Annotated in this window: 16 protein-coding genes; 14 read left to right on the forward strand and 2 right to left on the reverse strand. The window is 56.3% G+C overall.

The features are described from left to right. Positions 1-80: 80 nt before the first annotated feature. A complete protein-coding gene (locus tag OZX67_RS03260; protein WP_277144138.1) occupies positions 81-2,159 on the reverse strand; it encodes a M13-type metalloendopeptidase in 2,079 nt (692 codons plus the stop codon). Between the two features lie 221 nt (positions 2,160-2,380). Between OZX67_RS03260 and OZX67_RS03265 the strand changes: the two genes are divergently transcribed. The 3 genes from OZX67_RS03265 (at position 2,381) to OZX67_RS03275 (ending at position 6,210) form a co-directional block, all read left to right on the forward strand. Next, positions 2,381-3,490: an HdeD family acid-resistance protein gene (locus tag OZX67_RS03265; protein WP_277144140.1), complete on the forward strand. Its 1,110-nt coding sequence runs from the start codon at positions 2,381-2,383 to the stop codon at positions 3,488-3,490. Between the two features lie 222 nt (positions 3,491-3,712). Next, positions 3,713-4,489 carry a type I methionyl aminopeptidase gene (gene map, locus OZX67_RS03270; RefSeq protein WP_277144142.1) on the forward strand — a complete coding sequence of 259 codons (777 nt, stop codon included), beginning with the start codon at positions 3,713-3,715 and terminating at the stop codon, positions 4,487-4,489. A 425-nt stretch (positions 4,490-4,914) separates the two neighbouring features. Continuing rightward, on the forward strand, positions 4,915-6,210 hold the full coding sequence (locus OZX67_RS03275) for a citrate synthase (protein ID WP_277144145.1): 1,296 nt from the start codon (positions 4,915-4,917) through the stop codon (positions 6,208-6,210). Positions 6,211-6,296: 86 nt separating this feature from the next. On the opposite strand, the gene dapD is transcribed toward OZX67_RS03275, so the two are convergent. Then, on the reverse strand, positions 6,297-7,301 hold the full coding sequence (dapD, locus tag OZX67_RS03280; protein ID WP_277144147.1) for a 2,3,4,5-tetrahydropyridine-2,6-dicarboxylate N-succinyltransferase: 1,005 nt from the start codon (positions 7,299-7,301) through the stop codon (positions 6,297-6,299). A 136-nt stretch (positions 7,302-7,437) separates the two neighbouring features. Between dapD and OZX67_RS03285 the strand changes: the two genes are divergently transcribed. From OZX67_RS03285 to OZX67_RS03335, 11 genes are all read left to right on the forward strand, one after another. Further along, entirely contained in the window at positions 7,438-7,569 is a 132-nt protein-coding gene (locus OZX67_RS03285) for a hypothetical protein (protein ID WP_277144149.1), read from the forward strand. Between the two features lie 204 nt (positions 7,570-7,773). Continuing rightward, positions 7,774-8,937 carry a peptide chain release factor 2 gene (gene prfB / locus OZX67_RS03290; protein WP_277144151.1) on the forward strand — a complete coding sequence of 388 codons (1,164 nt, stop codon included), beginning with the start codon at positions 7,774-7,776 and terminating at the stop codon, positions 8,935-8,937. A gap of 93 nt (positions 8,938-9,030) precedes the next feature. Next, on the forward strand, positions 9,031-10,539 hold the full coding sequence (gene ftsE / locus OZX67_RS03295; protein WP_277144153.1) for a cell division ATP-binding protein FtsE: 1,509 nt from the start codon (positions 9,031-9,033) through the stop codon (positions 10,537-10,539). Next, positions 10,536-11,459, forward strand: coding sequence for a permease-like cell division protein FtsX (gene ftsX, locus OZX67_RS03300; protein WP_277144156.1), 924 nt, complete (start codon positions 10,536-10,538; stop codon positions 11,457-11,459). Before ftsE ends, ftsX begins: the two co-directional genes overlap by 4 nt. Positions 11,460-11,561: 102 nt before the next feature. Next, positions 11,562-12,929: a CHAP domain-containing protein gene (locus tag OZX67_RS03305; protein WP_277144158.1), complete on the forward strand. Its 1,368-nt coding sequence runs from the start codon at positions 11,562-11,564 to the stop codon at positions 12,927-12,929. Positions 12,930-13,077: 148 nt separating this feature from the next. Further along, on the forward strand, positions 13,078-13,557 hold the full coding sequence (gene smpB, locus OZX67_RS03310) for an SsrA-binding protein SmpB (protein ID WP_277144161.1): 480 nt from the start codon (positions 13,078-13,080) through the stop codon (positions 13,555-13,557). A 310-nt stretch (positions 13,558-13,867) separates the two neighbouring features. Next, the gene (locus OZX67_RS03315) at positions 13,868-14,803 is read left to right on the forward strand and encodes an ABC transporter substrate-binding protein (RefSeq protein WP_277144163.1); all 936 of its coding nucleotides are present in this window, start codon (positions 13,868-13,870) and stop codon (positions 14,801-14,803) included. A 288-nt stretch (positions 14,804-15,091) separates the two neighbouring features. Next, complete coding sequence (locus tag OZX67_RS03320) at positions 15,092-16,081, forward strand: amino acid ABC transporter permease (protein WP_277144165.1); 990 nt, start codon at positions 15,092-15,094, stop codon at positions 16,079-16,081. A gap of 26 nt (positions 16,082-16,107) precedes the next feature. Further along, on the forward strand, positions 16,108-16,980 hold the full coding sequence (locus OZX67_RS03325; protein WP_277144882.1) for an amino acid ABC transporter ATP-binding protein: 873 nt from the start codon (positions 16,108-16,110) through the stop codon (positions 16,978-16,980). A gap of 386 nt (positions 16,981-17,366) precedes the next feature. Next, a complete protein-coding gene (gene glmS / locus OZX67_RS03330; RefSeq protein ID WP_277144167.1) occupies positions 17,367-19,256 on the forward strand; it encodes a glutamine--fructose-6-phosphate transaminase (isomerizing) in 1,890 nt (629 codons plus the stop codon). A gap of 6 nt (positions 19,257-19,262) precedes the next feature. Continuing rightward, the gene (locus OZX67_RS03335; RefSeq protein WP_277144169.1) at positions 19,263-20,000 is read left to right on the forward strand and encodes a pseudouridine synthase; all 738 of its coding nucleotides are present in this window, start codon (positions 19,263-19,265) and stop codon (positions 19,998-20,000) included. Positions 20,001-20,031 lie beyond the last annotated feature (31 nt).

Consider the following 20,031-nt stretch of genomic DNA (forward strand, 5'->3'; position numbering starts at 1 on the left):
CTCCGACCGTGACTTGGACAATCTCGCTCAAATGATCGGTATGCAATCCATTGAGTGCGATTAGCTCGTCGAACTAATGATCACCAGATGGATACCCGTGCTTCGGGGGCCAGCCACAGCTTGTTTTCAGGCTTGACGTCGAAGGCCTTGTAATAAAGATCGACGTTGCGTACGATGCCGTTGGTGCGGAATTCGGCGGGGGAGTGCGGATCGATCTGCAGATACTGTTCCGTGAGCTCTTCGCGTTGGGCGGTGCGCCAAATCGAAGCGTAGCTCAGGAAGAAGCGTTGCAGACCTGTATAGCCGTCAAGTTCGGGGGCGCTCGCCAGTGATGCGGCGACAGCTTCCGGCGAACCGTCGATTGCATGGCCGGCAGCTTTGTCAAGTGCGAAGGCGTAGGCCTTCAGACTGATGTTGACGCCGCTCAAGTCGCCGATGTTCTCGCCGATGGTCAGCGCGCCGTTGACGTGCGGGGCTTTGCTTAAGTCATCACCATACTTCTCCTGAAGCTGGGAGGGAATGAATCCGTTGTATTGGTTGATCAATGCCGCGGTGAGCTTTTGGAAGTTTGCCTTGTCTTCTGCGGTCCACCAGTCGTTGAGCTTGCCGTCGCCGTCGTACTGGCTGCCCTGGTCGTCGAAGCCGTGTCCGATTTCGTGGCCGATGACCGCGCCGATGCCGCCGTAGTTGGCCGCGTCGTCGGCCTCCGGGTTGAAGAACGGGGGCTGGAGGATGGCGGCAGGGAAGACGATGACGTTCATGGACGGCTCGTAGTAGGCGTTGACCGTCTGCGGGTTCATGAGCCATTCCTCACGGTCGACGACCTGACCGACCTTGGAGAGCTGGAATCCGGTCTCGTAGGCGACAGCTGCATTGAGATCTTCCATCAGGCTCATTTCCGGCCTGATATCGAGGGCGGTGTAGTCGCGCCAGTGGTTGGTATAGCCGATCATCGGGGTGAACTTTGAAAGCTTTTCAAGGGCTTTGGATTTGGTTGCCTCGCCCAGCCAATCGCTGCCGGAGATGGAGACACGGTAGGCCTCGATGATGTTTGAGACCAGCTGTTCCATGCGCTTCTTCGAACTTTCGGGGAAGTGGAGACGGACATACTCGCGGCCGACTTCCTCGCCGCAGATGCCGTTGACCAGTGACACACCGCGCTTCCAGCGGTCGCGCTGCTGCTTGGCGCCTGAAAGCGTCTTGCCATAGAAGTCGAACTGCGTCTTGTCGAAGTCACGGCTCAACGTGCTCGCAGAGCCGCTGATCATCGTTACGCGTGCCCATAGTTTCAGATCGTCGAGGTCACTCTGGTCCCAGAACTTGTCGAAACCGGAAAGGAAGCTCGGCTCATGCACGATGGTGCGGTTGAACGCCGATTTGAGATCCAGCGGTTGTGCCTTTGAGGCAGGCAGGGCATTGTACGCGCATTGCCACGCGGAAAGCCATGAGGCGATGTCGAAGTGGGAGAGCGTGGAGGTGAGTTCTCCGAAATCCGTGGGGTTGTAGGTTTTCTGGGAATCTCGGGTTGCCACGTTATCCCAGTGGTTCGAGGCGATTTTGGTCTCAATCTCCAGGAAGCGCTTGGCGTCTGCTTCGGCTTTTGTACTGTCGCCGTAATCGGCGAGCATCAGAAGCTTCATGACCATATGCACGTACTGCTCACGGATCGGCGCGTAATGATCTTCGCGATAGTAGGCTTCGTCCGGAAGGCCGATGCCGCCCTGCTCGATATGCAGAATGTTGTGCTCGGGGTCGCCGGGGTCACCGTAAACACCGCAATCGAAGAAGTCGGGGCCTCCGAGTGTGCACAGCTCACCCAAAACCTTGGTCAGTTCCGCCTTGTCGGCGGCGTTGTCGATGCGATCGAGCGTGCCCTTGATGGGGCTGATGCCCGCGTCCTCGATGGCATCGGTGTCAAGGAATGCGCGATAGAGGCTTTGGGATTTGTGGGCCGGGCAATCCTCGTCTTCGAGAATGTCACGAATCTGGTTTTCCGAGTCTTCGGCAAGCTTGTCGAAAGCACCGTAACGTGAACGGTCGTCCGGAAGTTCATAGGTGTCGATCCATGGGCCGTTGACGAAACGGAAGAGGTCGTCGCCGGGGCTGATGGTGCTGGAGAATGAGGTCGTATCAAGGCCTGAAATCAAAGGTGTAGACATGGCTCTACTGTATCGGCGTTCTCTGACAAGAAGCGTTGCGGGATAAAAGAAAAATCGTGCGGAAACCAGAGATTTTTACACCCGGCTTGTGCCAAGTTCAAAGTCTTGAAGTCGCTAGCGAAGGAATAGCTTTCGACTTTAATCTGTTGAATGACATGGTAGTTGAAGTGAAGCGCCACTGTGTGATTTGATGGTGACGGCGACAATGAAAAGGAGTCGATATGTCAGACGCCAATACGAATGATAATAATTTGAACGTGAATGGAAACAACGAGAACGCTCAGCAACAGCCCAATAGCCAACAACCGTCAGGTCAGCCGGAATATGGAGCCTATGCGCCTAATGCCAACGCTATGAATGGCAACGAAAACCAGTCCGAAAACAATGGGTATGCTCAGAACGCCGGACAAAGCAACCAGAATTATGGCCAATACACCGGCAACCAAGGCGGTGCTCCGCAAGCCGGCCCGAACGCCAATCCATACGTATACAACGGTCAAGGTCAGAACCAGAATCAGGCCCCGTATAGCGGTTATGGTCCGAACGGTTATGGGCCGTATGCCGCTGACCCCAATCAATACGACCGGCAATACCAGAATGGCAACCCTTACGCCAATGCCAATCAATATGCCAACGCCAGCCAAAACGGCCAATACCAATATGCGCGGAACGGTCAGCAGACTCGAAATGGTGGCCCGACAGCAGGCAATAACAACTATTTCAACGCCCAATCGGCTCGACCCGGAAGCAACGAATGGTGGCGGATGAACCCCTTCAAACTGGCCGAGGAATGGCTGCCGAACCAGGCGAAGAAAACCATCCGCATCGTCTATGGTGTGGTCGGTGTCGTCGCTCTCCTGCTTGGCTTGGCGCTGCTGATTTGGCCCGGCAAGACACTGGTGGCTGTGGCCATCGTTTTGGGTGCCTACTTCGTGGTTTCCGGCGCCATCCGCATCATCGGCGCCATCGTCGAAAACGGGCTGCCCGGCGGCTGGCGAGTGCTTGACATACTCGTTGGCCTTCTTTTGGTGATCGGTGGTGTGATTATGCTCAAGAACACCGCGATTTCCACAGCTTTGCTGACGATTTTGGTCACCTTGACAGTCGGCATCGGCTGGATCATGGAAGGCATTATGGCGTTGGTCGAGACCTGGCGCTTGCCGAAGTCCGGTTGGGCCATCTTCTATGCGATTATCTCCATCCTCGCCGGTATCGTCGTGCTTTTCTCCCCGTTCGCTTCGGTGATCGTACTGGTCGTTTTCGCGGGCATCGCCATGGTGGTCATGGGCATTCTCGCCATCGTCCGCGCCTTCCGTTTCGGCAAGAAGTGACGATAATATCTGACGAATGATATCGTTGCGCAACGCTTTTCGTATCCGTTTATCTAAGGCACCGTTGACGATATAACGCCTTGGCTGCTTTGAACCCCGTGTTCAAGCAGTCGAGGCGTTTTCATATTTGGTGAGGGCGATATGGTTTCGCGGTTGATTACGGCAATGAGCGAATTGAAAAATCGCCGGAAGATTGTTGGCCGAACGAAGTAGGGTGAAGGCATGATCGAATTGAAAACGCCAAAGGAAATCGCTTCGATGAAGGTCGCCGGCCGTTTCGTCGGCAGCATTCTGAAGGAACTTCAGGAAACCACCAAAGTCGGTACCAATCTGCTTGAGATCGACGATTTGGTTCGTCGTCGCATCGAAAGCCGCAAGGGCGCCGAATCCTGCTATGTGGATTACGCCCCTGATTTCGGCACCGGCCCGTTCAAGCATTACATCTGCACCTCTGTCAACGATGCGGTGCTGCACGGTGTTCCTTACGATTACGCACTCAAGGACGGCGATTTGGTGAGCCTTGACTTGGCCATCAGCGTCGACGGATGGTGCGGGGATTCCGCAGTGAGCTTCGTGGTCGGCAAGGATCCGAATCCCGAGGATATCGCGCTGATCAAGTGCACCGAAGAGGCGCTCGCGGCCGGCATCGCGGCGGCGCAGTCCGGCAACAGGCTTGGTGACGTCTCCGCAGCTGTCGGTGACGTGGCGCATGAGCATGGTTACACCGTCAACATGGAGTTCGGCGGCCATGGCATCGGACATGTGATGCACGGCGATCCTTTCGTTCCCAACGACGGCAAGGCCCACCACGGCTACAAGCTGCGCCCGGGCCTGACCATCGCCATCGAGCCGTGGTTCATGAAAACCACCGATGAGATCTATCAGGATGCCAAGGACGGTTGGACGCTGCGCAGCTCCGACGGTTCCAACGGCGCCCACAGCGAGCACACCATCGCCATCACCGACAACGGCCCCGAGATTTTGACCGTTCGCGAGTAGCTTTCCGTAGGCTTGGGAATCTACATTTATCATGGCATCTGCTTCTTTGCAAGTGGATGCCAATTGTATCTGTGCGTGTTTTGCAGCTGACAGGAATAGTGAACTGAACAAAGAGGTTTAGCCTGTTGTCTGGATGACATCTGTTGCTGAACGGTTTTCGGGCATGACTTGGCCAGGAGGCCGTAAACCGTTCATTTAGCCGATTAAGTTGGTTTTTGACGGCTTTTTGATGAGTCGGTTGATTGAAGATGCTCATGGTCAAGGCAAAATGTACGGAACGTGGACATTTGCTTCCCCAGTTTACATTCATGCAATAAGGTGTGTTCAATCCTCAATGGATTGCGGCAATGCTTTTCGTTTTGTCTGGTTTGGTAAGCTGAGAGGCAGCAAAGTAACGGTCGAGGGGCGTAAGGAAGGTGGAAGCCATGGTGGAGGCAAAACTCAATGTCGATGCGAGCAAGTTCGATTTGCCCGTAGTCAAAGCCACGGAGGGGGCCGACGGCATCGTGGTCTCCAGCCTCAAAAATGATGGCTTCGTCACCCTTGATCCCGGCTTCCTGACGACTGCTCAATGCGAATCCAAAATCACCTTCATCGACGGTCAGAAATCCATTTTGCGTTATCGAGGCTACCCGATCGAGCAGCTTTGTGAGCAATCCGATTTTCTTGAGGTGGCCTGGCTTCTGCAGCATGGTGAACTGCCAACAAAGGCGGAATACGACCAATTCTGCCTTGATCTGAACCATCGCACCATGGTGGGCGAGGACTTTCGCAGTTTCATGGCCTCGTTCCCGCATTCCGCCCAGCCGATGAGCGTACTCGCCTCGGCAATCAATGCGCTGGCGGCGTTTTATCCTGATACCACCGATATCAGCGACCCCGATCAGCTTGACGAATCGGCACGAATCATCATGGCCAAGGCCCGTACCATCGTCAGCTATATCTACCGTCGACGCCGTGACGAACCGATGCTTTACCCGGACGTCGCACGTGGTTATGTCGACGATTTTCTGCGCATGTGCTTCGCAGTGCCTTACGAGCCCTATGAATCCGACGAACTGTCCATCCACGCGCTCGGCCGTTTGTTGATCATCCACGCCGACCACGAGCAGAATTGTTCGACTTCTGTGGTGCGTATTGCCGGCAGTGCCCACGCCAACCTGTATTCGGCAGTGGCGGCAGGTGTCAATGCACTTTCCGGCCCGCTGCACGGCGGCGCCAACGAAGCGGTGTTGAAACAGCTTGAGGTTATTCGTGATTCGGGCGAAAGCGTCAGCCAGTTCGTCGAAAACGCAAAAAAGAACGGTACCCGCATTTCCGGTTTCGGCCATCGAGTTTACAAATGCTACGACCCGCGGGCAGTGGTCGCCAAACACTATCTTGAGCAGCTGATGGCGCGAGGGGACGTCGATAATCGTCTTCCTGTAGACGAACGCGCTCTGTTTGATATTGCCACGGAACTTGAGGACATCGCCACGCACGACGATTATTTCGTCTCTCGTCATCTCTATCCGAACGTCGATTTCTATACCGGTCTGCTCTACCGGGTCATCGGCTTCGACGCCCCGATGTTCACCCCGCTTTTCGCACTTGGCCGCATTCCCGGCTGGATTGCGCAATACCGCGAGATGCTGGACGACCCAAAGACCAAGATCGGCCGGCCACGCCAGGTCTACACCGGCGAAACCGAACGTGATTACGTCCCGATGAATCAGCGCTAGGTTCCAAAACACAAGTCAGGGGATAGGTTTTTGAGAATGGCGGAAAATGGCCGATTTCAAAAACCTATCTACCGACTTGTGAGAAATCAGTTCTTGTGCAGCTTCTCGTTCAGGGCGATGCCGACCTTGCGGTAGCGGGCCTCGATGGCACCGGTCACCGAATTGCGGATGAAGAGGATGTTGTCTTTGCCTGAAAGCTCGGAACCTTTGACCACTTCCAGCGGCTCGCCTGCAGCAATCTTGGCCTTGTCGTGGATGGTGATCTTTGTGCCGGCGGTGACGTAGAGTCCCGCTTCGACCACGCAGTTGTCGCCCAGGGAAATCCCGATACCGGCATTGGCGCCGAGCAGGCTGTGCTCGCCGATGGAATTGCGCAGCTTGCCACCGCCGGAAAGCGTGCCCATGATGGACGAGCCGCCGCCGACGTCGGAGCCGTCTCCAACGGTGACACCTTGGGAGACCCGACCTTCGATCATGCAGGTGCCGAGCGTGCCGGCGTTGAAGTTGACGAAACCGGCATGCATTACGGTCGTGCCGGCGGCCAAATGGGCGCCGAGACGTACGCGGTCCGCGTCGCCTATACGTACGCCTTCCGGCACAACGTAATCGACCATACGCGGGAATTTGTCGATGCCGAGCACGTTGACGTCGACGTGGGGAGCGGGCATACCGCCGGCGACCGTGCCGGCCTTGGCCACGGCGTTCATCACGTCCATCTTGCGTAGTGCGAAGTTCTCGGCGGCGAACGGCCCGTAGTTGGTCCACACCACGTTGGCGAGTTTGGCGAAAATGCCGTCGAGATTGATGGTGTTCGGCTCGACCATGCACATGCTTAGCAAGTGCAAACGCAAGTAGGCATCGGCGGCGTCGGCGATGGGAGAGTCAAGAGCGGAGACGGTGAACACGGGCACACGCCGTACACCGCGAGCGTCTGGCTGGTCGTAAGCCAAAGCCCCGAATCCATGCTTCGGCCGCGAAGCCTCGTCGGGTGCCGCACCCATTTCCAGTTTCGGATACCACACATCCAGCGTGTTGCCCGCCTCGTCGATCGAGGCCAGGCCCCAGCCCCAAGCCGTCCGTTCGTCACTCATACCTGCTCCTTTTTAGCTACATTGTTGAAATGAATATGTATCCAATCTAGCGCAAACCAGAATATTTGTCGCTGCAAAGCCCAGAAGCCAAGCTATCAAGACGTTAAATCCCGCAGGCTCGATACAATGATGGATTGTGAGTGATTACAGGAAAGAACGCGAACGCCGCGAGGGCCGTCGCCGCAATATCGTGCGGGCGATTTGCATTGTCGTGGCTGCAGCGATGCTGCTTGCGCTGGTCATTCCTGCAATCTATGCGGGCCTTTGACGATCTTGCATTGAATACGGCAACAAGGTCATGACGGTCAGGGCGACGGATTTTGTGGTGCAAGATTCATTGAAGGAAATGAATATCTACCTTGATATCCGGGCAAGTCGCAGGAACTGCGTTAATCGGAATCGATTATTTTCGACCTTGTGCCAATAAAGACGGTCAGAGAATTTTCAGTGAGCAAATATAAGGTGAAGTGCAATGGCAGAATTTGATTTTTCCCAGGCGCTGGGTGAGGCGCGAACCAAATACGAGACGATTGAAAAGGCATTGGATGTCAATCGCCTGAAATCCGAAATCGACGAGCTTGAGAAAGAGGCGTCGGCGCCGAATCTCTGGGACGATGTCGAAAACGCTCAGAAGATCACCAGCAGGCTCTCCAACAAGCAGGGGCTGATCAAGAAGCTTGATTCGCTTTCGAGCCGGCTTGATGACATCGAAACGCTCTACGAACTCGGTCAGGAAGAAGACGATCCTGACTCGATGAAAGAGGCGCAGAACGGTGTCGACGCCTTGCAAAAAGACCTTGACGAAATGGAGATCCAGACCCTGCTTGACGGCGAATATGACGAGCGCAGCGCTGTGGTGACCATCCGAAGCGGCGCTGGTGGCGTGGATGCTGCCGATTTCGCGCAGATGCTGCTGCGCATGTACCTGCGTTGGGCCGAGCGCAACGGCTATAAGGCCAAGGTGATGGACACCTCGTACGCCGAAGAGGCAGGCATCAAATCCGCGACTTTCGAAGTCGACGCGCCGTACGCTTACGGCCGTCTTTCCGTGGAAGGCGGCACGCACCGCCTGGTTCGTATCTCTCCTTTTGATAACCAGGGCCGCCGTCAGACCAGCTTCGCCGCGGTCGAAGTGGTGCCGCTGGTCGAAGAAACCGATCACATCGACATTCCCGATTCCGATATCCGCGTGGATACCTACTGCTCGTCCGGCCCCGGCGGACAGGGCGTCAACACCACGTATTCCGCGGTGCGCATCACCCATTTGCCTACGGGTATCGTGGTGACCATGCAGGATGAGCGCAGCCAGATACAGAACCGCGCCGCCGCCATGGCCGTGCTCCAATCCCGCCTTCTCGTGCTTCGCCATGAGGAGGAAGCCAAGAAGAAGAAGGAACTGGCCGGCGACATCAAGGCCAGCTGGGGCGATCAGATGCGTTCTTATGTGTTGCATCCGTATCAGATGGTCAAGGATCTGCGCACCGGCTACGAGACCAGCCAGACGCAGGCCGTTTTCGACGGTGACATCAACGGGTTCATTGACGCGGGCATCCGCTGGCGCCACGAACAACGCCGTGAGGCCGCGTTGGAAGCCGAGCAGGCCGAAGATCAAACCAAAAACAACAATAAAAAGTAAAGACTTTCAGCCATTTCAGTGGAATCAGGACAATCTGCGAGGCTGAAGTTCGTAGACTTGAACTTGAGCGGCAAACAGTAAGGACACGGCATTATGGCGTTGATCACATTGGACAAGGTCTCCAAGATCTATCCGAAGGGCACCAGGCCCGCCCTTGACCATATCAACCTCAACATCGAACGCGGCGATTTCGTCTTTTTGGTGGGCGCTTCGGGCTCCGGCAAGACGACATTGCTGAGTCTATTGTTGCGCGAGGAAGAGGCCACGGACGGTGAAATCCGTGTGGCTGGCAACGACCTACGCCGCCTAAGTGCGCGTCAGATTCCACAGTATCGTCGTTCGATAGGTTTCATTTTCCAGGATTACAAGCTGCTGAACAACAAGACGGTCTGGCAGAACGTCGCCTTTGCGCTCGAGGTCATCGGTACCCGTCGTTCCACCATCAAGTCGCTGGTCCCGAAAGTTCTTGAAACCGTAGGTCTCACCGGCAAGGAAAAGAACTACCCGCACGAGCTTTCCGGCGGCGAGGCCCAGCGTGTAGCCATCGCCCGCGCCTACGTCAACCACCCGCAGATTCTTCTGGCCGATGAGCCCACCGGCAACCTCGACCCGACCACGTCGCTCGGCATTATGGAAGTCTTGGACGCCATCAACCGCACCGGTACCACCATCGTGATGGCCACCCACAACGAGGAAATCGTCAATTCCATGCGCAAGCGCGTCGTCGAGCTGCATGCGGGCAAGATCGTGCGTGACGAGGCCAAGGGCAGCTATGATTCCGCCCGATACTTCCCGGACGCCGACGTGGAGTCCAAGGCCAAGCAGGTCATCGATCCTACCGCCAATAAATTCAAGAGGCCGCAATCCCGTGTCAGTGCCATATCGGCGACGTCGGGACAGTCAATCAACTCCCAAACCAGCGATGAGCGTTCCATTGTCGCCACGCAGGCCATGGATGCCGTCGCCGAGGCCGTAGCGAACGGTACCGGCGAAAACGAAGGCATCGCCCGACTTGCCAGCGCCATGCATTCCGGCCGCACCGGACGCTACGGAGAGGCGTTCCAATCTGCGGAAACCACGATGACATGGGGTAAAGGCCTGACGTCTGAGGAAATGACCGGCGCACACGAACCAGTGTCGGCTGCAAACCAAGGAACACAAACCGGGCAATCGGAACGTTCGAGACGTTCGGGGCAAGGCACTGATTCTTCGTCTTCATCGGTTGCGGGAAACACGCAGTCCAAGCCTGCAGCTTCCCGTATTTCGAAGACTTCAGGGGGCGCAAAAGCAGTGAATCCAGCGGGTACTGCCGGTAGTGCGTCCACTGCAGAGCAACAAGGCAAGCAGCCGAAAGCCAATATCACGAATACTCGGACGGCTGGAATTCTGAAGAGCTCCCAGAGTGTAAAAAACTCTGATAGCGTGGCAAAAACCGGCAAAGCAAAGGCCAAAGCGCCATCTTTGCCAGCGCCTCCGATTCCGCCATCGCAAGCAAAATCGAAGCCGAACACGAAGCCGACGGCCGGCAAAGACGTGCAAAGTAAACAGGTTCACAACGCACAAGGCCGTAACAACGGCAAGAATGCAGGGGAGCGGAAATGAGAGCACGGTTTATCCTTTCTGAAACATGGACGAGTCTGAGGCAGAACGTCTCGATGATTCTTTCCGTGCTTTTGGTCACGTTTATCTCCTTCCTTTTCATCGGCGCTTCCGGCCTGATGCAGGCGCAGATCACCAAGGCCAAAGGGGATTGGTATAAAGAGGTCGAAGTGGTGGTCTGGCTGTGCCCCGACGGCACCAGCCAGGTCGCCAATTGCTCGGCAGGCAAGGCCCCGACCCAGCAGGAGATCATCCAGCTACAGGATAAGATTCACGACGAGCTCGGCAACGTGGTCTCGAAGATCACCTATGAAAGCCGTGAGGATTTCTATAAGAACACGTTCCTCAAGCAATATCCGAACGGCATCTATCAGGGCCGTACGCTGACGGCCGCGGATATGCAGGATTCGTTGAAGCTCAAGCTCAAGGATCCGACGAAGTACCAGGAGGTCTCCGAAACGCTTTCTGGCAGCCAAGGGGTCGAGGAGGTGCTGGATCAGCGACAGATCTTCGACCCGGTCTTCGCTGTGCTCAACAAGGGCACTGCGGTCACGTTGGTTTTGGCGGCGGTGATGGTCGTGGTGGCTGTCCTGCTTACGGCGATTACCATACGTATGAGCGCGGCGAGTAGGAAAAACGAGACCGAAATCATGCGTTTGGTCGGGGCCTCGAATTGGACGATTCGATTACCGTTCGTGCTCGAAGGTGTTCTGGCCTCGCTTTTGGGCTCGTTGCTCTCTTGCGCGGCGTTGAGCGCCATCGTCAAGTTGTTCATCACCGATTGGCTTGCCAAGACGGTGCAATGGATGCCCTTCGTCAATCAGGCGACGGTGTGGCTGATGGCTCCTGCGTTGATAGTCGGCGCAATGCTGCTTTCCGCGATCGTCTCGACGATATCCCTACGGCGATATCTTCAGGTCTAGGACTCATTGCACTACTATCATGCTGTAACAGACTCGCTTAATGAACTGATAATAAGGGTTTGTTACAATAGAGACATTGCATTACTTAAGAAAGGTGTTGTCGTGCTGAAAGTCACTCAACGTTTGCGCGTGTTTGTGGGGATGGTACTTTCCGTCGTCATGTTGCTCACTTGCGCCGCTGCGGTGCTTACCGCCAATCCGGAACAGGCCGAAGCCGCCACATGGGGGGATTATCAGCAGAAACAACAGGAGACCAACAATCTGCGCAGCCAGCTTGTCGGGGTCAATTCCGATTTGGCGAACAAGATCATTCAGCTCAATGATCTGACCGACAACCAGATTCCCGCAGCTCAGCAAGCCGCCGATGATGCGCAGGGCAATGCCACGCAGGCCCAGACGGCGGCGCAGTCCGCCACCGATCGCCTCAATGCCGCCATCAAAGACAAAGACGATCTCGAAGCCAAGATCAAGCAGACAGGTATCGATTACGATGACGCGAAGGCCGGTGTCGCCCAGGTGGCACGCGACAGCTTCCACGCCACGCAGGCCACGCAGGTCATGGATGTGGTCACCAAGTCTTCCACCACGCAGGATTTCGTCGACAAGATGCAGTCCCAGGCAGCCGTCAAGCGCAGCGAGGCCAATGCGGCGGACGAAGACGCCAACACCTTGAACTCCTCAATGAACCGCAAGCAGCGTCTTGACGCAATCGAGGAGCAGATTTCCAAACTCAAGGTCCAGGCCGACAGCGATGCGGCCACGGCCCAGCAGGCGGCTCAGACCGCACAGGCCAAGCAGAGCAGCCTGCAGTCCTTGCTCAGCCAGGGCATGAGTCAGCGAGACTATCTGCAAAGCCAGTCGAGTCAGCTGACCACCGATTCGGCAAGGGCTGCAGCGCAAATGGTCTCCTTGAAGGCCCAGATTGATGCGCAGTCCCAGCCGGCGCTGAACTCCTACAACAACAACTACAATGCCCATTCCAGCGGTCAGACTTGGAACAACGGCTCTTCCGGCGGTTCTTCCCGTCCTTCCGGTGGCAACAACTATCGTCCCGCCCCTTCAACTCCGGCTCCGTCCCGGCCTTCCAGCGGTGGCGGCTGGAGCGGTGGCAGTGCTCCGTATCCGCCGCGTCAGTGCACGCTATGGGCATGGATTCGCCGCAACCAGTTCGGCAAGCCGGTCACCGGCAGTATGGGCAACGGTGGCCAGTGGGCCGCAACCGCCCGCAGTATGGGTTGGCCTGTCGACAACTCTCCGCGTGTAGGTGACGCCATGGTCTTCACTCCCGGCTCGATCATCACCGGCTCGATGGGTTATCGCCCGGTAAGCGCCGCTTATGGTCATGTGGCCATTGTCGAGCGTGTGAACGGCGACGGTTCTGTGTTCATTTCGGAAGGCGGCACGGGCTTTGCCACGTTCCCCGCCTACGAGACGGTCTACGGTGCCAGCAAATACCAGTTCATTCACTGATTGACGATAAGCGGCTGGATGGTTGAGATTAATCCGCCGCTTGTTTAAAACAGAACGTCCAAGCGCGCTGCCCATACCGAGTGGCGCGCTTGTGCTATGGTCGGGGCATATCAAGCGTCAAAGAGATTCAAAGCAAAAAGGGGAGGGCATGGTGAAGGAGCAGGGTACAAAGCTGATCGCACAGAACCGCAAGGCTCGGCACAACTATACGATTGAAGACCATTACGAGGCTGGCTTGGTCCTTACCGGAACCGAGGTCAAGTCGCTGCGGGAAGGCCGCGCGTCCTTGGCTGAATCGTTCGTCTCCATCGATCGCAACGGCGAGATGTGGTTGGAAGGCGCGAATATTCCGGAATATCTCAACGGTACGTGGAATAACCATGCGCCCAAGCGCAAGCGTAAGCTGCTGTTGCACGCCTCGCAGATCGCCAAGCTCAGCCGACAGACCGAGGCCAAGGGCTATACCATCGTGCCGTTGAGTCTCTATTTCAAGGATGGCCGAGTGAAGGCCGAAATCGCCTTGGCCCGAGGCAAGAAGGAATACGACAAACGCCAGTCCTTGCGCGAGGCCGAGGACAAGCGCGAGGCTTTGCGTGCGATGCGCTACAAGAACAAGCTGGTGCGCTAGGTGTAATTTGTGCCGGAAATTGCCTGAATTATGGTGACGGCCGTGTATACGCTGTGTTTCCGGCAGTCCCCACTCATTTATGCTGGTAAAGACGTATTTGGCGCCGATATTCACGTCATTTCCAGCGCAAAACTGCAGGGAGTGCTGGAAACAACCTATATTGTCGACTTCCCTTCGCAGTAAACATATTGTGGAATCGTGTTATGTCCATTTATTGAGACGGTGTTTTTGCATAAATACGTAGGTGAGTATATTATGCATTTATACGAAGAAGGCGGAACGTTCGAGTTCGCCCCAGAGAGGATTCAATATGTCGTTCCATGTTTCCAAGTCGGTCAAGGTCGTTTTGGCCGGTATTTGTGCCACCGCAATGCTGGCCAGTGTCGCCGCGTGCGGTACCACCGACGAAAGCGATCAGAGCGCGACGCCTAAGAGCAGCGCCTCCAACACCAGTTCGGTCAAGAAAGACGACAAGATCGCCGCGATGCTGCCGGATTCAATCAAGAAAGACGGCAAATTCACCGTCGGTACGTCACCTGATTATGCACCCGCTGAATTCCTTGACAAGGACGGCAAGACCCCGATCGGCTATGAAATGGATATCGCCAAGGCCGTTTCCGCGGTCTTCGGGCTCAAATTCGACCCGACCTCCGCCGAGTTCGATTCGATCATGCCGGGCGTCGGCTCGAAATACGATGTCGGCATTTCCGGCTTCACCATGGACCCCGCCCGTAAGGACGCCGGCGAATTCGTCTCCTTCATGAACGAAGGTGCCACTTTCGTGGTTCAGAAGGGCAATCCAAAGAAGCTTTCGACCGATGATCTCTGCGGGCACAGCATCGCGGTACAGACAGGAACCGTGCATGAGACCACGGTCAAGGATCTGAGCCAGAAGTGTGTCGCCTCCGGCAAGAAGGCCATTGACATCCAGTCGATGAAGGAGCAGACAGTGGTGGCGACCAACGTCTCCACCGGCAAGGCCGATGCGTTCCTCGCTGATTCTCCGGTTTCGGGCTATGCCGTCAAGAAGAGCGACGGCGGGCTTGAGTTCCTTGGCAAGACCTTCAACATGACCCCTGAGGCCGTGGTGGTCAAGAAGGGCGACATGCAGACGGCAAAGGCGGTTCAGGCCGCGATTCAGAAGCTTATCGACGATGGTACGTACATGAAGATCCTCAAGTCTTGGGGCAGCGAATCCGGCGCCGTCAAAGAGGCCAAGATCAACAACTACGACGATATCAAGTAGTTTTAACCTGGTTAACATTATGCAATCCGACTGATGCTGATATAGGGCATCGGTCGGATTGTTATATCAATATTCCAATGTCAAACATCAGTGGCGGATCGCGATCGATGGTGTCAGAGCCGCCGATGGTTTGCCCGTTGAAATCACTTTCGAGTTTTTGGAATATGAGACGACCGAACGATTATGCGTAGTGTCGTATATTATACATATAGTTTTGTTGACGTTTTGTAGTGGTAGTTGATGTCGGTTTGCCGGCGAAAAGGCAGTTACGGGAGAGGTAGAAACGTTATGGCACATAAAAATGAATCGGACGGGCTGGATATTCCCAATCGGATCCATGCAAGGCCGGTGCATCGTCCCGGTTCATTGATCGCGGGGATCATCGTCGCATTCTTCGCGGTGATGCTGGTGCATGGCATGGTGACCAACGGCAATTTCGAATGGCCGATTGTCTGGAAATACCTGTTCAATGAGCACGTCCTGAACGGCATCGGATGGACGCTCGTGCTGACGGTCACCTCCATGCTCATCGCCATCGTGCTGGCCGTGCTGCTCGCCGTGATGCGCAAGTCCGTCAATTCGGTGCTGCGCGGGGTCAGCTGGTTCTGGATCTGGTTCTTCCGTGGCACCCCAATCTACACGCAGTTGGTGTTCTGGGGCCTCTTTTCGGTGCTGATTCCCACGATTTCGTTGGGCATTCCCTTTACTCACATCAACTTTTGGTCGATGAGCACCGAACAGATCAACAAGCTCATTTCCCCTGGTTTCCTCGCCGCGATGCTCGGTTTGGCATTGAACGAATCCGCCTATCTGGCCGAAATCGTGCGTGCCGGCTTGGAAGCCGTCGACCCCGGGCAAAGTGAGGCGGCAGAGGCGCTTGGTATGCCGCGCACGATGATTATGCGCCGCGTGATTTTGCCGCAGGCCATGCGTATCATCGTCCCGCCCACCGGAAACGAGGTCATCAGCATGTTGAAGACGACTTCGCTGGTTTCGGCGGTGCCGTTCAGCTTGGAAATCCAGTTTGCCACCAATGCCATCGCCGCCCGTATTTACAAGCCGATTCCGTTGTTGCTCGTGGCCTGCTTCTGGTATCTGGTGATCACCTCAGTGCTCATGGTGGTGCAATCGTGGATCGAGCGCTATTTCGGCAAGGGCTTCAACGAGGGTTCCAACGGACCCAGCGAGGGCGGCAGTGACGCCAAAGACGAGAAGCCGTCCGCAAAGGTAGCCGAGGGCAATGAGGGTGGCACCACATTCCTCGGACTCAACGCGTGAAGGAAGACGGGACAGAGATGAACGATATGACAAAGAATGATTCGACTGTGCAAACTGCGGCAAATAAGCAAGGAGTCGACAGCCTGAACGCTGCTAATAATATGACAGAGACTTCTGCGAACGCTGCAACCGTACCCGCCGTCAAGGCGACGCAGGTGCACAAAGCGTTCGGCAGCCTGCATGTGCTCAAAGGCATCGACATGACGGTGATGCCGGGCACGGTGACGGTGATTCTGGGGCCTTCCGGCTCTGGAAAGTCCACGTTCCTGAGGCTGATTAACCAGCTTGAGACGTTGACCGGCGGCAGTATCGAGGTCGACGGCGAGCTCATCGGCTACAAGCATGTCAACCACGGCGGCAAGGACGAACTGCAGACCTTGAACGACAAGGAAATCGCCAAGCAGCGCGAGAAGTTGGGAATGGTCTTCCAGCGTTTCAACCTCTTCCCGCACCGTACCGTGCTCGAAAATGTGATGGAGGCGCCGGTGCATGTCGCCAAGGTGCCAAAGGCCAAGGCGAAGGAAGAGGCCATGCGTGAGCTGGAACGCGTGGGCATGGCCGACCGTGCCGATTATTACCCGATGCAGCTTTCAGGCGGACAGCAGCAGCGTGTGGCCATTGCGCGCGCGCTGGCGATGAACCCCAAGATCATGCTCTTCGACGAGCCGACTTCGGCGCTCGACCCGGAGCTGGTAGGAGAGGTGCTGGGCGTGATGCGTTCGCTGGCCGACGCCGGCATGACCATGATCGTGGTGACCCACGAGATCGGATTCGCCCGCGAAGTGGCCGACCAGATCGTCTTCATGGACGACGGCGTAGTCGTAGAACACGGTGGCCCCGAAATCATTGACCATCCCCAGGAGCCCCGCTTCCAGGACTTCCTGAGCCACGTGCTGTAAATCTTCTTTTCGATTTTATCAACACCGAGGTTTCTGACTGGCGTAGCTGGGCGGAGATATACAATGTTCGGGACGCTCCTTGGCCGCTCGGCCGTGTCTTACGCCCGAACATCGCATATCTCCGCCCAGCTACTCAACGATTAAAACAATTGGGATGCCATCGGTTAGGTTGAGTGGTGGGGTGGGGATATGCGATGGCCGACCGTAAAGACTTGGCCTGAGCGGCCCGGAGCGTGTCGGCCATTGTATATCCCCACCCCACCGCGTCAGTTAGCTGCCGTATTGAATAAATAAAAAATAAGAAGACGCTCGATTAGTGTGGGGGATGGTGAAACTTTCGCGGGGGTGGTGTTGCGGTTCAGGGTTGTCACGTAGACTGGTGAGCTATGTGTGGAATCGTTGGATTTGCAGGAAACAAGACAGCTTGCGGGAAACCGTTGGAAGTGTGCATGCAGGGACTCAAACGCCTCGAATACCGGGGATATGATTCGGCCGGAGTCGCGTTGGTGGCGCCTGGAATGGAAACGGCCGCCGTACGCAAGAAATCCGGAAGACTCGCCAATCTCGCTTCCGACATCGAACGCAGCCCCATGCCCGATGCAACTGTAGGGATCGGCCATACCCGTTGGGCCACCAATGGCGAACCCAGCGATGTCAACGCGCATCCACATACCAGCCAGGATGGCAAGATCGCCATCATTCACAACGGCATCATCGAGAACGCCGAGAAACTGCGTCTCGACTTGCAGACCGAAGGCTATACGTTCCTTTCGGCCACCGACACCGAAGTGGCCGCGAAACTGCTCGGCAAGATCGCCAATACCATCATCAAGGAGACCGGAAAGCCCGACCTGTTCGAGGCATTGCGCCGTATGGCCCGTATGCTTTCCGGGGCATTTACGATTCTGGCCGTTGACGTTCGTCAGCCGGAAATCGTCGTCGGCGCGCGTCACGATTCGCCGCTCGTCGTAGGCCTTGGCGATGGCGAGAACTTCCTGGGCTCCGATGTGGCCGCGTTTGTCGCTTACACCAAGGAAGCGATGGAACTTGATCAGGATCAGGCGGTCTGCATTTCCGGTGACAACGTCACCGTCACCGATTTCGATGGGAACCCCGTCACCGATTCCAAACGTTTCACCGTCGACTGGGATGCCAGCGCCTCCGAAAAAGGCGGATGGGATTCCTTCATGGACAAGGAAATTCATGAGGAACCGGCGGCGGTGCGCAACACCTTGCTTGGCCGTTTTAACGAAGACGACGAAATCAAGCTTGACGAGCTGCATATCGACCCGGAAGTCTTCAAACAGATCGACAAGATCATCGTGGTGGCCTGTGGCACCGCCAGTTACGCCGGTATGGTGGCCAAATACGCCATCGAGCACTGGGTGCGTATCCCCGTCGAAGTCGAGCTGGCGCACGAATTCCGTTATCGTGACCCGATTCTGACCCCACGTACGCTGGTCGTCGCCATCTCGCAGTCCGGGGAGACCATGGACACGCTGATGGCCCTGCGTCACGCCCGCGAACAAGGTTCCCGAGTACTTGCCATTTGCAACACGCAAGGTTCCACGATTCCGCGCGAAGCCGACGCCGTGCTCTATACGCACGCCGGCCCCGAAATCGCCGTGGCATCGACGAAAGCCTTTGTCGCCCAGATTATCGCCGCTTACTTGCTTGGACTCTATTTTGCCCAAGTCAAGAACACGCTCTATCGTGATGAGATTCATCAGATTTTGGATCAGCTCAAGGCCATGCCCGAGAAGATCCAATGGGTGCTCGACAACGATGCCGAAACCGTTAGCGATGCGGCGAAGAAGCTCCTGAACGCCAAATCATTCCTCTTCCTCGGACGCCACGTCGGCTACCCGGTGGCGCTGGAAGGTGCCCTCAAACTCAAGGAAATCGCCTATACCTTTACCGAAGGGTTCGCGGCTGGCGAGCTCAAGCATGGCCCGATCGCGCTGGTCGAGCCGGGGGAGCCGGTGGTGATCATCGTCCCGTCCTCGCGTGGGCGCAATGTGCTTCACAACAAGGTCATTTCCGCCATCGAAGAGGTCAAGGCTCGTGGCGCGTTCACCATCGCGGTGGCCGAACGAGGCGACCCCGACGCCGAGAAATATGCGGATATCGTCTTCTGGCGTCCTGAGTGCGCGACGCTGCTGAGCCCGTTGGTCGATGTGGTTCCGTTGCAGCTCTTTGCGCTCGATGTGGCCACGCTCAAAGGTTATGACGTCGACAAGCCTCGCAATCTCGCCAAGTCCGTGACGGTTGAGTGATACGTTTTGCCGGAAAAGCATCGTTTCGTCATTGATGAGCCGGAAGTGCCGTTTGAGCTGACGGTTCTTTACGAGGATGAAAACATCATCGTGGTGGACAAGCCGCATTTTCTGGCGACGACGCCGCGGGGAATGTGGTATCGGCAGACAGCGCTGATCCGGTTGCGCAAACGTTTCAAGGAACCGCAGATTACGCCGGCTCACCGGCTTGACCGCCAAACGGCCGGGGTGGTACTTTTCGTACGCAACCCCGATCGACGGCGGGACTATCAGATGCTGTTTCAGGAGCATCGGGTTGAAAAGACTTACGAATGCCTCGCGCCGGCCTTGCCGATTGTGCGGCCCAAAACCGGAACCATCGAAAGGCTCAATCCGCCCGCGCCATTCCCAGTCAAGCGCCGCTCTCATATCGTCAAAAACCGTGGACGCTTGCAGGCGTACGAAATGCCGGGAAACGTCAACGCTGAAACTGTCATCGAGCTGGGGGATACGGACGGAAATATCGCATCCCAGGGTTTTCGCCGTTATATCCTGCACCCGAAAACCGGCAAGACCCACCAGCTGCGTGTCCATATGAATTCGCTGGGTCTGCCGATCAAAGGCGATGACCTGTACCCGAAAATCCTCGAACCGGACTATACCGACTTCTCCAGCCCTCTTCAATTGGTGGCCCGTTCGCTCAGTTTCATTGACCCGGTCAGCCACGAACCTCGTAGATTCACTTCGCAGATCGACCTTGGCTGAGCTGTTACAAACTGAGCTTTTACAAACTGAG

The sequence above is a fragment of the Bifidobacterium sp. ESL0728 genome (assembly GCF_029392015.1).
In the GTDB taxonomy this organism is placed as follows: domain Bacteria; phylum Actinomycetota; class Actinomycetes; order Actinomycetales; family Bifidobacteriaceae; genus Bifidobacterium.